The following is a 13,990-nucleotide window of genomic DNA, read 5'->3' on the forward strand; positions in this document are numbered from 1 at the left end:
CCGGGCGGCGTGCGGGCCGTTCGTCTGCGCAGGGGCGGGAGGGGCGCGGTCAGGCGGGAGGCAGGGCGAGCGACGCCCAGACGGTCTTGCCCCACAAGGGAGCCGGGTCCCAGGACCAGGACTCGCTGAGGGCGCCGACGAGGGCCAGACCCCGGCCGTTGCCCGCGACCTCGTGCGCGGTGCGCGGGCACGGCGGCTCGGAACTCGGGTCGGAGACGGCGCACACCACGGCGGCGGGGTAGCGGAACAGCCCCAGCCACACCGGGTTCTCCGAGGGCGGCGACGACGGGTCCAGGCCGTGCTGGACGGCATTGGTCACCAGTTCGCTGACGATCAGCGTCATGTCCGGCACCAGCGACGGCAGCGCCCACGAGGTGAGCGTGGACCGGACGAACCGCCGCGCCTGTCCGGGGCTGCGGGGAGACCCGCCCAGCCCGCAGGCGGCGAAGGCGTCCAGACTCTCGTCGCGCGGCAGCGCGGTGTCCGTGGGCGATAAGGCCGACGTGTGAGCCGTCACTGGGCATGTCCCCCTGCAGGCTTCGGTGTTCGACGGTGCGGCAGGTGATCTGCAACGAGTATCGTCGGCGGTACGCTGAAAATGCAATTGCATCTGGGATTGCAGTCAAGGATGGCTGGAACGCCTGAGCGAAACGGGAGGGGTTGGTGAGGGTGGAGTTCTCCAACGGTATGCGGGCCGGGGCCCTGGGCCCGGTCACCTGGACCAAGAGCAAGCGCAGCAACGCCACAGGCAACTGCGTCGAGTTGGCGGTGCTCCCGGGTGACCGGATCGCCGTCCGCAACTCCCGGGATCCCCAGGGGCCGGCGCTCATATATACGCGCGACGAGATCGCCGCGTTCGTCGCGGGCGCCCGGGACGGCGACTTCGACACCGTACTTGACTGAATCGGCCACCGGTCGACCCACGCTCTGGCTCAGCGGACCGCGTGCTGGATACTGTCGTGTCCTCACAGAGCAGGAGCGCCCAAGATGGCTGCAACGGAACGGAGCCCGTCGTTGTTCGTCCGGCCCCTGGGGGCGGTCGAGAACAACCCGACCGCCCTGAAGCTCATCCTGGGCGGCAAGCTGCGCGAACTGCGGGTGAACGCGGGGCTCGACCCCGCGGACGTCGACCTCCGCCTCGGTTTCTCCCGGTCGAAGACCAGCAGGATCGAGCTGGGCCGCCACGGCTGCAAGCCCGCCGACGCGGCGGCCCTGCTGCGGCTGTACGGCGTCGACGACGAGGAACTGCTCACGGAGTTCCAGCGGTTGGTGGCCCAGTCCCGCCGCCCCGACTGGTGGCGCTCCTTCAGCGACGTCCTGTCCGACTTCTTCACGCCGCTGGTCGCCCTGGAGGGCGCGGCCGCGATCATACGCACCTACGAGCCGTTCTACGTGCCGGGCCTGCTGCAGACCCCGGCGTACGCGCGTGCGGTGATCGAGTCCGGCCCCGCCCGGCTCCTCCCGCACGAGATCAGGCGCCGGGTGGACCTGCGGCAGGAACGGCAGCGGCAGCTCGACCAGCCCGACGCGCCCCGCCTGTGGGCCGTGATCGACGAGTCGGTGCTCATGCGGACGGTGGGCGGCCCGCGCGTGATGCGGGAGCAGCTGGAACACCTGGCGAACATGATGCTGCGCCCGCATGTCACCGTGCAGGTCGCGCCGTTGGACGTCACCGCGTCCGTGGGCGTCGGGACCGGCGTGACGTATCTGCGGTTCGCGCTCGGCGACCTGCGGGACGCCGTCTACATCGAGCACCTCACGGACAGCACCTTCAGCCAGAAGCCCCAGACCGTCGAGCAGTACCGCGACATGCTCGACAGACTGGGGGCCTGCGCGCTCACCCCGAAGGAGTCCCTGGTGCTGCTGGAGGAACGGATCGCGCGCTACTCCTGACGACCCGCGGACCACGCCGGACGTTCGTACGTCGGGCGGACGACGGCGGACCGCCGGGCCGCTCCTAGCGGATCCTGGCGACGCCGCCCCACTCCACCCACTCGTCGGTCTGCTGGGTGGGGGCGAGGTCGTTGTCGGGGCGCCAGGTCGACACCTCCACCAGGCCCGGTTCGAGGATCTCCATGCCGTCGAGGAACGCGGCCACCTCGTGCTCCTCCCGCACCCGGCCCCAGTGGCCGTCGGTGGCCTGCGCCATGAAGTCGGTCACGAAGGTCCGGATCTCCGGACGGTCGCTGACGAGCTGGCACACCACCAGGAAGCTCCCCGGTACGAGGCGCTCGGCGACCCGCCGGACGAGCGCGCCCGGGTCGTCGGCGTCCGGGATGCAGTGCAGCACCGACACGAACAGTGCCGCGACGGGCTGGTCGAAGTCGATGAGCCGCGTGGTCTCCTCGTGGCCGAAGATGCCGTCGGTGTCCCGCATGTCCGCCTGGATCACCGCGGTGCGGTCGTTCTCGTCCAGGAGGGCGCGGCCGTGCGCCAGCACGATGGGGTCGTTGTCGACGTACACGACCCGGGAGGCGGGGTCGACGGCCTGGGCGACCTGGTGGACGTTGTCCTGGGTGGGCAGACCCGACCCGTGGTCGACGAATTGGCGAATTCCGTACTCCGTCGCCAGGACGCGCACGACCCGGCGCAGGAAGTGCCGGTTGTTCACCGCGAGCGTCTTGGTGCTGGGGACCTGCTTCAGCAGGAGCTCGCACGCCTCGCGGTCGGACTCGTAGTTGTCACTGCCGCCCAGGAAGAAGTCGTACATGCGCGCCACGCTGGGCACGGTCGTGTCAATTTCCGCAGGGCTCCACAACTCGCGTGCCATCCAGTCCTCATCCGCTCGGGTGCCGTCAACTCGGTCGTACGAGAGGCACATGCTAGGGAGAGTCGGCCCGCCGGTACGAAGAATGACCGTAAGAGCAGTCGCTGAGGACCTCTTTCGGCCAACGTGTCAGCGCGTGACACCTTCGCTGCCGTCGTGCCAGCGCTCCAGCCGGCGTTGCAGCACCTGGAGCGCTCCTCGCTGGCGTCCCGGCACCCGCCGGCGCAGGGCGATCAGGGCGGGGGCGAGGGCGCGGGCGGTGTCCGCGTCACGGAGCTGTTCCCACTGGTGGTGGGCCCGGTCCACGGCGCCCTCGACCTCGGGATCGTCCGAGGTCTGCCGGCGCGTCAGTCTGGCCTCCGCGGCGACCATCCACAGGCGGCAACTGGCCGCCGGGTCCCCGGCGAGCCGGGCCAGGTCGGCGCGGACCTCCAGCCAGTGGATCGCCTGGGGCGAGCCGGAGCCGTGCGTGCGGTGGGCGTGCTGCTCCCAGGCAGCGGCGGCGGCGGCCGCCTCGTCGTGCCGGCCCGACTCGGCGGCGGCGAGGACGGCCGGCAGCGGGTCGGCGCCGGTCTCCCGGCGAGCCGGAGGTACGGCGCTACCGGCAGACCGGCCGGACGGTTCACCCGGAGCGGGTACGGCCGCGGGCGCCGGCCCGGACAGCGGCGGCACGGACAGCGGCGGCACGAGCCCCGGGACCTGCCCCGCGACCTGCGCCGGGGGGAAGTCGGCGGCGAACACCAGTGCGCCGAGCGTCGCGCCCGGCTCGGCCGAGATCTGGGCGACGACCTGCTCGTGGAGCGCCGCCAGGGACGGGCGCGCCCCGCTCCGCCAGATCGCCGCGCAGGCCTTCAGGTAGTCGGGGCTCGCGATCGCCCGGCGCGGCGGAGGGGGGACGACCCGGCCGTACACGCGCGCCCCGTGACAGAGCGCCGGCAGGCCCGGGCCGGCGGCGAGCCGGCGCCAGGCCTGGTCGTCGGCGACCAGGTCGACCATGACCGTGGTGGTGCCGGGCCGGCGGAGTCTCAGCTCACCGGCGATCCAGTGCCAGGGCAGTGCCGTGTACCGCAGGGTGGACGGTGACGTACGCGCCAGGGCGAGGTGCACCAGCTGCTGCCGGTGGTCGAGGTGGAGCTGCCCGGTGACGTAGAGGGAGAGCGGACCGGGCGTGGCGACGGCGGCTCGGAGGCGGGTGAGGACCGCCTGGGGGTCGAGCGGGTCCGCCAGCTCGACCAGCGTCGCCGCATCCGTGCCGGTCAGCGCCCCCGGCGGTACGGCGGCGAGCGCGGGAAGCACGCCCACCGCGTCGATCAGTCGTCCCTTGCCGACGGGGGCGGCCGCCAGCAGCAGCGCCGTCCCGGCCGTGTCCTCCCTGTCGATCACCACAGCAGCACCGTATCCGTTCTACGCGGCGCCGGGTCCCACCGGGTGGCGCGGCGGCAGGCGGTGGAGGCGGACCTCGGCCAGCACGCCGCCCGTGACGACGGCGGTCATGTACGTGCAGTGCGGCCGGCGCCGGCGGTCGGTGGGCGAACCGGGGTTGAGCAGCCGCAACCCACCGCGGGCCGTGGTGTCCCAGGGGATGTGGCTGTGCCCGAACACCAGGACGTCCAGGTCGGGGAACCGCTCTTCGCACCGGCGTTCGCGGCCTTGCGCGGGACCCGTCTCGTGGACGACCCCGAACCGCAGGCCGCCGAGTTCGGCGCGCGCCACCTCGGGCAGCCGGGCCCGCAGTTCCGGGCCGTCGTTGTTGCCGTGGACGCCCAGCAGCCGCGCGGCGCGGTCCTCCAGGAGGTCCAGGGTGGCGGTGTCCACCCAGTCGCCCGCGTGGATCACCACGTCGGCTTCCCCGACGGCCGCCAGGAGCTCGGCGGGCAGGTGCTTGGCCCGCTTGGGCAGGTGGGTGTCGGAGGTCAGGAGCAGGCGCAGGTCGCGGGTCGGCTTCACCCCTCAATGGTGCGGGTGGCGGGGCGGGAGCCCGAAGCGGGCGCGCCATGAGCCGGGGGCGGGGTGGGCCCGCCAGCCGCGGTCCCACTCGGCCCGGCGCCCGGTCGCGCCGTGCCCCCTCCCCTGCGCACCGTGCCCCGGACCCTCCGTGCCGGTGCGGCACACGAGTGCGGTCAGGACGGCGGTGAGGGCGGCCAGTTCGGTGGGGGTGGGGCGGCCGTGGACGATGCGGAGGTGGAGGGACATTCGTCCATGCTCCGCCGCTCCCCGCGGGCGGAGCATCCGCTGCTCCCCCGTCCGGGGGAACGGACGGTGCCCGTACGGGTCCGTGCGCCGGCCGGGCGCAACGCCCGGGGCTGGCGCGACGGCGGGGTGTGTGCTCCGTGCGCGGGCCCCGGGCCGGTCGCGGGCAGGTGCCGGTCGGGGCCGGTGGGGGCCGGTCGGGGCGGCGTCCCGGTGGTGCGCGCACCCGGCGGGCCGGGTCGGCGGAGGGTGCCGCGTCACCGGTTCGACGTAACGGGCGGGACGTCCTTCGACGCGCGCGGCGCACGCCGGTCACGGATCCTTTGAGGTGCAAACGCGACGAAAGGGCTTACCCCATGGCCACGTTGTGCAGACCCGCGGTTTCCGTGCCCGAGCACGTGATCACGATGCAGCAGACGCTCGACCTGGCGCGGACCATCCACGCGGACCACCCTCAGCTGCAGCTGGCCCTGCGGCTGATGGAGAACACCGGCGTCCAGAAGCGGCACCTCCTGAGGCCCATCGAGGAGACGCTGCGGCACGACGGGTTCGAGATACGGAACCGGATATACGAGGCCGAGGCCAAGGCCCGGGTGCCGGCGGTCATCGACCGGGCGCTCGAGGACGCGGAGCTCCGGGCCGCGGACATCGACGTGATCATCTACGTGTCGTGCACCGGCTTCATGATGCCGTCGCTCACGGCCTGGCTGATCAACACGATGGGCTTCCGCAGCGACACCCGGCAGGTGCCCATCGCCCAGCTCGGCTGCGCGGCGGGCGGCGCTGCGATCAACCGGGCGCACGACTTCTGCACCGCCTACCCGGAGGCGAACGCGCTCATCGTGGCGTGCGAGTTCTGCTCGCTGTGCTACCAGCCGACCGACCTGGGCGTCGGCAACCTGCTGTCCAACGGCCTGTTCGGCGACGGAGTCGCGGCAGCGGTGATGCGGGGCCGGGGCGGAACGGGTGTGGCACTGGAGCGCAACGGCTCCTATCTGGTCCCCGAGACGGAGGACTGGATCGCGTACGACGTACGTTCCACCGGCTTCCACTTCAAGCTGGACAAGCGGGTGCCCGGCACCATGGAACCGCTGGCGCCGGCTCTGAAGGAGCTGGCGGGACAGCACGACTGGGACGCCTCCGACCTGGACTTCTACATCATCCACGCGGGTGGTCCGAGGATCCTGGACGACCTCAGCAAGTTCCTGGGCGTGCCCGCCGAGGCGTTCCGCTTCAGCCGGGCCACGCTCACGGAGTACGGGAACATCGCGAGTGCCGTCGTCCTGGACGCGCTGCGGCGGATGTTCGACGAGGGGGGCGTGCACCCCACGGCGCGCGGTCTGCTCGCGGGCTTCGGCCCCGGCATCACGGCCGAGATGTCGCTCGGCCGGTGGACCGTCTCCGAGCGGGCGTCCGAGCGCCTCGGCACCCGTGTGATCAGTGACGTGCCCGACCGTGTCCTGGTGGAGGAACCGACCCGTGCTGGATGAGACGACGACCACGGCGGCACTGCCCCCCGTGCGCCACTGGCCCGCCCTGGACCTGTTCGGCGTGGAGTTCGACCCGGTGCTCGCGGAGCTGATGCGCGAGGGCCCGGTCACCCGGATCAAGCTGCCCAACGGCGACGGCTGGGCCTGGCTGGTGACGCGTTACGACGACGTCAGGGCGGTGACGAACGACCCGCGCTTCAGCCGCAAGCTGGTCGTGGAGAACGACGTCACACGGCTGGCCCCGCACTTCATCCCGGTGGACGGGGCGGTGGGCTTCGAGGATCCGCCCGACCACACGCGGCTGCGCAGGGCGGTGGCGCCGGCGTTCACCACGCGGGGCGTGGAGCGGCTGCGCGAGCGGGCCCGGCGGATGCTCGACGAACTGGTCGAGGAGGTGCTGGCCGACGGCCCGCCCGCCGACTTCACCGAGCGGCTGCTGGGGCCGTTCCCGCTGGCGGTGGTGTGCGAGCTGATGGGCGTGCCGTCCATCGACCGGCCGCGGATGCACGAGTGGACGAACCTGATCCTGTCGTCCGCGCACGGTGTCGAGCGCAGCCAGCGCGCGAAGGAGGACATGTGCGCCTACTTCGCCGACCTGCTCAGCCAGCCACGTGACGGGGACGGCGACGACGACGAGAGCGTCGTCGGGCTGCTGGGCACGGCCGTGGCGAACGGTGAGATCACGGCCTCCGAGGCGGTGGGGCTGGCGCTGCTGATCCAGATCGGCGGCGAGGCGGTCACGAACAACTGCGGGAACATGCTGTTCGTCCTGCTCACCCACCCGGAGCACATGGCGCGGCTGCGCGCCGAGCCGGACGTCCGCCCGCGCGCCATCGACGAGTTGCTCCGCTACATCCCGCACCGCAGCGCCGTGGGTCTGTCCCGCATCGCGCTGGAGGACGTGACGGTGGCGGGGGTGCGGATCCGGGCCGGCGAGCCGGTGTACGTCTCGTACCTGGCGGCCAACCGCGATCCGCACGTGTTCCCCGCGCCGGAGTCGCTGGACTTCGACCGGAGTCACAACCCGCATGTGGCGTTCGGGTACGGTCCTCACTTCTGCGTGGGCGCGATGCTCGCGCGGATGGAGTCGGAACTGCTGGTGGACGCCTTCCTGGACCGGTTCCCCGGTCTGCGCTTCGCGGTCCCGGTCGAGGAGGTGCGGTTCCGCCGCGGGGCGCTCATCCGCGGGCCCGAGTCCCTTCCGGTGACCTGGTGACCGCACATCAGGGGGCGCCGGCCGCGCTGCTGGCCGACGCCCCCGACGGGCTCCTGGTGCCGAAGGGGCACGGGCGCACCCTGCGCTCGCCCGCGCAGGAGGTCACCTTCAAGGTGACCGGTGAGCACTCCCGCGCCGCGTCGAGCTTCGAGGTGGTGGTGCCCCCCGGGTTCGACGTGGGGGCTCACGTCCACGCCCGCAGCGAGGAGCTGTTCTACCTCCTCGACGGCGAGCTGGACGTCCTGGCGTTCGAGCCGCGGGTGCGGACGGGCGACGACTGGCGGCACTGGGAGTCGCCGTCCGGCCGGCGCACCGTCCGGGCGACGCCGGGCACGGTGATCGTCGTGCCGCCGGGCTGCCCGCACGCGTTCGCGAACCGTACGGACCGGCCGGCGAGGATGTTCTTCCAGGCGTCCCCTCCGCCGGACCACGAGCGGTACTTCGAGGAGCTCATCGAGATCCTCGACCGGGACGGGCCCCCGGACCACGCGGCGATCGCCGCGCTGCGCGGCCGTTACGACATCGAGCAGCTCACGCCGCTGCGGCACGACGCGCACCGGGGGCCCCTGGACGCTCCCTGACCGGCTACGCGGCGGCGGGGAAGCGGTCCCAGACACGGTGGCGGCCCAGGAGCCGGGTGATCCCGGCGAGGACCGTCTCCCCGCTGTCGCCGGTCACCACGCCGGGGGCGCCGGCCGGTACTCCGGCCGCTTCCAGGACGCTCTCGGCGCCGGCCCAGCCGCCGATGGCCTTGGCGTGCCGGTAGGCCTCGGAGATCATCAGCAGGAGGCGGGGGTCGAGGGCGGTGGCGGCCTGTCCGGCGTCACCGGCCTTGGCGTCCCGGGCGCCGTAGGCGTCGCTGCCCGGTGCGGGCACTCCGGCGAGGACGAGGGCGTCGAACTCGATGGAGCGCGCGGTGGCGAAGGTCCGCTGCACGGTGACGGGGTCGGGGCCGGTGGCGCCGATCTTCCCGCCCGCCGGTGCGATGACGAGCGGCACCATGCCGGCTTCGAGAACGGCCCGGCGGACGGCGCGGACGCCGTCGAGGTCGCCGTTGTCGTCGGCGACGATGCCGATGATGCGGCCGTCGGCGGGCCATTCCTGGCCGACCTGGGACAGCGCGGGGCTCGGTGCGACGTCGGCCGGCGGGAGGGTCGGTTCGGGCGCGGGCAGGCCGAGTCCCTCGGCGACCCGGGCGCACAGCTCGGCGTCGATGTTGGCGAGGGCCTTGAGCTGGCGCTCCTTGACGGCGTTGTCGTAGCACTTGCCGAGCTCGAAGGTGTAGGCGGTGACGATGTGCTCCCGCTCGACGGGGGACATGCTGAGCCAGAACAGCCTGGGCTGGCTGAAGTGGTCGTCGTAGCTGGCCGGCGCCTCGCGGACCTTGCGGGCGGCGGGCAGCTCGACCGGGGTCTCGATGTACGCGCCGGTGTCGGCGCCGGCGAAGAAGGGGCAGCCGCCGTCCAGGGAGTTGGGCTTGTAGGGGGCGACGCCGCTGTGCACGGCCTGCTGGTGGAAGCCGTCCCGGAGCATGTCGTTGACCGGGGCGTGCGGGCGGTTGATGGGGATCTGGTTGAAGTTCGGGCCCGCCAGCCGGGTGATCTGGGTGTCCAGGTAGGAGAAGAGACGGCCGGCGAGCAGCGGGTCGTCGGTGACGTCGATGCCGGGGACGAGGTGGCCGACGTGGAAGGCGACCTGCTCGGTCTCCGCGAAGAAGTTGCTCGGGTTGCGGTTGAGGGTGAGCAGGCCGATGGGCTGCACCGGCGCCAGCTCCTCGGGGACGATCTTCGTCGAGTCCAGCAGGTCGATGCCCTCGAAGGTCTGCTCGGGGGTGTCGGGGAAGGTCTGGATGCCCAGCTCCCACTGGGGGTACGCGCCGGCCTCGATGGCGTCGGCCAGGTCGCGGCGGTGGAAGTCGGGGTCGACGCCGCCGGCGATCTGCGCCTCCTCCCACAGCTGGGAGTGCACACCGAGCTTGGGCTTCCAGTGGAACTTGACCAGGGTGGTGGCGCCCTCGGCGTTGACGAGCCGGAAGGTGTGGACGCCGAAGCCCTCCATGGTGCGGTACGAGCGCGGGATGCCCCGGTCGGACATGTTCCACATGGTGTGGTGCTGGGCCTCGGTATGCAGCGAGACGAAGTCCCAGAAGGTGTCGTGCGCGCTCTGGGCCTGCGGGATCTCCCGGTCGGGGTGCGGCTTGCCCGCGTGGATCACGTCGGGGAACTTGATGGCGTCCTGGATGAAGAAGACCGGGATGTTGTTGCCGACGAGGTCGAAGACCCCCTCCTCGGTGTAGAACTTCGTCGCGAAGCCCCGGGTGTCGCGGACCGTGTCGGCGGAACCGCGTGAGCCGAGGACCGTGGAGAACCGCACGAAGACCGGGGTCTCGGCGCCCTTGCGCAGGAAGGCCGCCTTGGTGACGCCCTCGGCGGTCCCGTAGGCCTGGAACACTCCGTGCGCGCCGGCGCCGCGGGCGTGGACGACGCGCTCCGGGATGCGCTCGTGGTCGAAGTGCATGATCTTCTCGCGCAGGTGGTGGTCCTGGAGGAGCACCGGGCCGCGGGGACCCGCCTTGAGCGAGTGGTCGGTGTCGTACAGCCGGGCGCCCTGGGCCGTGGTGAGGTACGGGCCGTCCTGGGCGCGGGACTGCGGCGGGTTGCCGGTGTGGCGGCCGGTGGGCGAGTACGGTGCGGGCTCGCCCTGGTCCGGCTTGGGCGGCAGGGGGCCGCGTACCTCGGTGGGCTCGTCGACCTGGGCAGGTTCCGGGGCCGGGGCGCCCGGGACGCCTTCGGCCGGACCGCCGTCGCGCAGGGGCGCGGTGAGCTTCTCGGCGGCGGCCTTCAGCGGGTTGGGGTTCGGCATTGTTCCTCCGTGCTCGGGACTGGGACTCCTCAGCCATGACCGCCGCGGGGCGGGGCGTAACGGATGCGCGGCGGACATCCGTCCATCGGCACACACCGGCCGGGCGGCGCCGGTCACCGGTCCGCGAGCGGTCACGACCGCCCTGGTACCCCCATGTCGTTGTGGGAAGCACGGACTTTGGCCATCCGTTCGGGCAGCGGGTGTCAGCGCTCCAGTTCCTTGTGGGCGGTCTCGGGCAGACGCAGGTACACGGCGGCGGACACCAGGCACAGGGCGGACACGTACCAGGGGAAGAGGCCGGGCCGGCCCAGCTCCTTGAACAGCGTCCCCACGTAGGGCGCCGTCCCGCCGAAGAGGGCCACGGTCAGCGAGTACGGGAAGCCGATGCCCGCGGCCCGCACCCGGGCGGGGAAGATCTCCGCGTTGACCGCGGCCGAGACCGAGGTGAACCCGGTGAGCAGGACCATGCCCGCGCACTGGACCAGGAGCAGCGAGCCGAAGGAGTCGCCGACGGAACGGAGCAGGGGCGCGGCGAGGAGGGCGAACCCGACGCCGAAGAACAGCAGCGGTGGTTTGCGGCCGTAGCGGTCCGACAGCATTCCGCCGACCGGCTGGAGCAGCGCGAAGAAGGCGAGGGAAAACGTCCCGGCGAGCAGCGCGTCCGCCTTGTCGATGCCGGCGTTCAGCTCCGCGTACGTGGGCAGGTAGGAGGTCCAGGTGTAGTAGGCGAGGGTGCCGCCCGCCGTGATGCCGCAGATCAGCAGGGAGGCGCGCGGGTGGTGGCGCAGCGCGTCGAGGAGCCGGGGGCGGGGCCCGCCGGTGCCTGCGGCCGGTTCGCGCAGGGTCTCCTCGGCCCCGCGCCGGATCCAGAAGCCGACCAGGCTGAGGACCGCGCCGAGGAGGAACGGCACCCGCCACCCCCAGCTCTCCATCCGCCCCTCCCCCAGGCCGGCGACGAGGGCGGCGGCGACGCCGGAGGCGGCGAGCTGGCCGGCGGTGGTGGAGACGTACTGGAAGCTGGAGAACAGCCCGCGCCTGCCGGGACCGGCCGACTCGACGAGGAAGGTGGTGGAGGCGGCGAACTCCCCGCCCACGGACAGCCCTTGCAGGAGGCGCGCGACCACCAGCACCACCGGTGCGAGGACGCCGGCCGCGGCGTACGTCGGTGTCAGCCCGACCAGCAGGCTGCTGCCGCCCATCAGCAGGATGGTGACGGTGAGCGCCGCCCGCCGGCCGTGCCGGTCGGCCACGGCGCCCATGAGCAGCCCCCCGACGGGCCGCATGAAGAACCCGACCGCGAAGACGGCGAAGGTGGACAGCAGGGGGACGAGGGAGTTGCCGGACTCCTCGGGGAAGATCCGGGCCGCTATGTAGGTGGCGAGGAAGGTGTACGCGTACCAGTCGTACCACTCGACGGCGTTGCCCACGGAGGCGGCGAGCAGCTGCCGCACGGGGCGGCGGGCGGTGCCCGGCCCGGTGGTGGAGGTCTCTGTCATGATCACGGCCCTCCCCGGTGCGGAGGTCCCCCACACGTGCCGGGTGTTACGGCTTCGTGTGATCTCCCGCCCGGCCCCGCAGCCGGCATACGGCCCAGGGGCGGGGCCGTCTACACCGACCGGTCCGCAGCCAGGCGACAGCCAAGGAGCGGGGGCCCTGTACACCCACCGATCCGCAGCCGGGCGACGGCCCAGGGGCGGGGCTCGTCTACACCCACCGATCCGCAGCCGGGCGACGGCCCAGGGGTGGGGCCGTGCAGGGTCGCCCCCGCAGGAGTGGGGGTACCCCCTGCTCGAGCGCAGCGAGAGCTTGGGGGAGGCAAGGGGTGGGCTTCCTTACGCGTGACCCAAGGCCGCCGGCCCCGAGGAGGCGAGCCCGGAGGGGCCACACCCCACCATCCACCAGACAGGCGCCGCACACGGGCGGCGCCGGAGCCGCCGGCCCTCAGCGCGGGCGGGCGAGGATGCAGTCGCCGCAGTACCCGTTGCCGCGGACCCGGTAGTAGAGGCAGCAGCTGTTGCGGCGGTAGCTGAGGGGGTCGTCCGCCCCACGGGGACCCGCCCTGCGGGGGCCCGCCCCGCCGAGGTCCGCCCCGCAGGTGTCGGCCGTGAGGACGCCCGCGCTCGCGAGCGGCTCCCGCGCCAGGAGCGCCGCCGCGACGGGCAGCGGCGACCACGGGGCGTCCGGGACGCGGGCGAGCAGTACGCGCACGGCGCCCAGCAGCGCGGACGCGGAGTTGCCGTGCAGGATCCGGGGCGACAGGCCGAAGTCCCTGCGGAGCGCTTCGTCCAGCGGCCCCAGGTGTCGCACGACGACGGTCTCGTACAGCGCGCCGGGCACGTCCTCGCCGGGGGTCCCGGCGGGCCACTCCGGCAGCCAGAGCTCGATCGGTCCGGACGGCGGCGTGCGCCACCACAGCCGCTCGGGCGTCAGGTCCACGGCCCGGCCGGTCAGCGCGGCCGTGGCGAGCGCGACGGACCACAGGCGGGCGGCCGTGCCGATGTGCAGGGTCGAGGCCGCGACGCGCCGCTGGTCGGTGCCGAGCCGGCGGCCCGTCTCCGCCACGTACTCCGCCAGGGGCGCCGGATCGTGGTGGAGCGCGGTGAAGGGCCGGAAGCCGGCCGCGTCGGCGCGTGGGCCGCTGGAGACGGCGAAGTACGGGCCGACGGCCGCGACCCGCGCCGGCGTCCCGGCGAACGTCCCGTCCCCGCCGGGGCCGTCGGCTGCCGTCGGCGGGGCGTCGCCGGCACCCGGGCGCGCGGCGGGGGGTGGGGTCGGGGGCGGGCACATGTGTGCCACCGTCCTCTCTCGGGGAGATCCGCCCCGGTCCGTCGAGGTGCGACGGCGTGAGTCTCCTGACTCGGGATCGACGCTCCCCCGGTCTTCCCGCCCGGCCGGGCGGTGACCGTGGCGGGTTCGCTCCCCCTTCACAGTGGCGGTACCGTGCCGGATTCCCACCGGCTTCCTCGTTCCGCCGTCGCTGGTCGGTGGCAGGATCGCAGACGGGCCGCGCGGCGCGCCAGGACCCCTTCTGTGCGACCGGCCACAGCGCGCCCGGCGGAGCCGGCGGCCCGGACGGGCGCCTTCGCCCTTTCACGCCGGGACGGGGCGGAGGGGTGAACAGGGCCCGGTGCGGGGGCCCTTGGGCGGCGGGGCGCCGAACGGCCCGCCTCGCGGCGGCCGGTGACGAGGCGGCCCACCCCGGGACTGCCGGTGACATGGGGCACCCGGGGGCGCGCGTTTCCGGTCATGCGCCCTTTCACCCTTCCGCCACGTATACGTAAGATCACCTGGTCATCACCGCGACGGGAGACAGGAAGCCGGTGCGATTCCGGCACGGTCCCGCCACTGTGACCGGGGAGTGCACCCCTTCTGGACGCCACTGCGCACCGCGCGGGAAGGCGGGGGGAACGTCGATCCGGGAGTCAGGACACTGGCCTGTCGCGGGCCCGATCCGAGGAGCGCGGA

The 13,990-nt window shown here is 73.2% G+C and carries 13 protein-coding genes and 2 riboswitches; of the genes, 5 read left to right on the forward strand and 8 right to left on the reverse strand.

The features are described from left to right. Positions 1-49 precede the first annotated feature (49 nt). Entirely contained in the window at positions 50-517 is a 468-nt protein-coding gene (locus A4V12_RS03425; protein WP_234372059.1) for an ATP-binding protein, read from the reverse strand. 170 nt (positions 518-687) lie between these two features. On the opposite strand from A4V12_RS03425, the gene A4V12_RS03430 reads away from it, so the two are divergent. Continuing rightward, complete coding sequence (locus A4V12_RS03430; RefSeq protein WP_064067686.1) at positions 688-903, forward strand: DUF397 domain-containing protein; 216 nt, start codon at positions 688-690, stop codon at positions 901-903. 84 nt (positions 904-987) lie between these two features. Beyond that, complete coding sequence (locus A4V12_RS03435; protein WP_064067687.1) at positions 988-1,893, forward strand: helix-turn-helix domain-containing protein; 906 nt, start codon at positions 988-990, stop codon at positions 1,891-1,893. A 64-nt stretch (positions 1,894-1,957) separates the two neighbouring features. Here A4V12_RS03435 and A4V12_RS03440 read toward each other — a convergent pair whose 3' ends face one another. The 4 genes from A4V12_RS03440 to A4V12_RS03455 all read right to left on the reverse strand — a co-directional run bounded on the left by A4V12_RS03440 (position 1,958) and on the right by A4V12_RS03455 (position 4,960). Then, entirely contained in the window at positions 1,958-2,770 is an 813-nt protein-coding gene (locus tag A4V12_RS03440; protein WP_064067688.1) for an SAM-dependent methyltransferase, read from the reverse strand. Between the two features lie 126 nt (positions 2,771-2,896). Beyond that, a complete protein-coding gene (locus A4V12_RS03445; RefSeq protein WP_064067689.1) occupies positions 2,897-4,153 on the reverse strand; it encodes a hypothetical protein in 1,257 nt (418 codons plus the stop codon). A gap of 18 nt (positions 4,154-4,171) precedes the next feature. Beyond that, positions 4,172-4,696, reverse strand: coding sequence for a metallophosphoesterase family protein (locus A4V12_RS03450; protein ID WP_064067798.1), 525 nt, complete (start codon positions 4,694-4,696; stop codon positions 4,172-4,174). 21 nt (positions 4,697-4,717) lie between these two features. After that, positions 4,718-4,960 carry an acyl-CoA carboxylase subunit epsilon gene (locus A4V12_RS03455; RefSeq protein WP_064067690.1) on the reverse strand — a complete coding sequence of 81 codons (243 nt, stop codon included), beginning with the start codon at positions 4,958-4,960 and terminating at the stop codon, positions 4,718-4,720. 353 nt (positions 4,961-5,313) lie between these two features. Here A4V12_RS03455 and A4V12_RS03460 point away from each other — a divergent pair, with 353 nt between their 5' ends. The 3 genes from A4V12_RS03460 to A4V12_RS03470 are packed head-to-tail and all read left to right on the forward strand — an operon-like array spanning position 5,314 to position 8,244. Next, on the forward strand, positions 5,314-6,447 hold the full coding sequence (locus A4V12_RS03460) for a type III polyketide synthase (RefSeq protein ID WP_079136779.1): 1,134 nt from the start codon (positions 5,314-5,316) through the stop codon (positions 6,445-6,447). Further along, positions 6,440-7,663 (forward strand): cytochrome P450, encoded by a 1,224-nt coding sequence (locus A4V12_RS03465; protein WP_064067800.1) that lies wholly within the window; start codon positions 6,440-6,442, stop codon positions 7,661-7,663. Before A4V12_RS03460 ends, A4V12_RS03465 begins: the two co-directional genes overlap by 8 nt. Further along, positions 7,660-8,244, forward strand: a complete 585-nt coding sequence (locus A4V12_RS03470; protein WP_064067691.1) for a cupin domain-containing protein — start codon at positions 7,660-7,662, stop codon at positions 8,242-8,244. The genes A4V12_RS03465 and A4V12_RS03470 overlap by 4 nt, the downstream gene beginning before the upstream one ends. Before the next feature lie 4 nt (positions 8,245-8,248). On the opposite strand, the gene A4V12_RS03475 is transcribed toward A4V12_RS03470, so the two are convergent. The 3 genes from A4V12_RS03475 to A4V12_RS03485 all read right to left on the reverse strand — a co-directional run bounded on the left by A4V12_RS03475 (position 8,249) and on the right by A4V12_RS03485 (position 13,312). Further along, positions 8,249-10,525: a catalase gene (locus tag A4V12_RS03475; RefSeq protein ID WP_064067692.1), complete on the reverse strand. Its 2,277-nt coding sequence runs from the start codon at positions 10,523-10,525 to the stop codon at positions 8,249-8,251. Positions 10,526-10,728: 203 nt separating this feature from the next. After that, entirely contained in the window at positions 10,729-12,021 is a 1,293-nt protein-coding gene (locus tag A4V12_RS03480) for an MFS transporter (RefSeq protein ID WP_064067801.1), read from the reverse strand. A 445-nt stretch (positions 12,022-12,466) separates the two neighbouring features. Continuing rightward, positions 12,467-13,312 carry a (2Fe-2S)-binding protein gene (locus A4V12_RS03485; RefSeq protein ID WP_079136780.1) on the reverse strand — a complete coding sequence of 282 codons (846 nt, stop codon included), beginning with the start codon at positions 13,310-13,312 and terminating at the stop codon, positions 12,467-12,469. A 58-nt stretch (positions 13,313-13,370) separates the two neighbouring features. Continuing rightward, positions 13,371-13,490: riboswitch (cobalamin riboswitch) on the reverse strand. Positions 13,491-13,796: 306 nt separating this feature from the next. After that, a riboswitch (cobalamin riboswitch) is annotated at positions 13,797-13,978 on the forward strand. The last annotated feature ends 12 nt before the right edge of the window (positions 13,979-13,990 follow it).

It is taken from the genome of Streptomyces noursei, assembly GCF_001646665.1.
GTDB classification, from domain to species: Bacteria; Actinomycetota; Actinomycetes; order Streptomycetales; family Streptomycetaceae; genus Streptomyces; species Streptomyces lavendulocolor.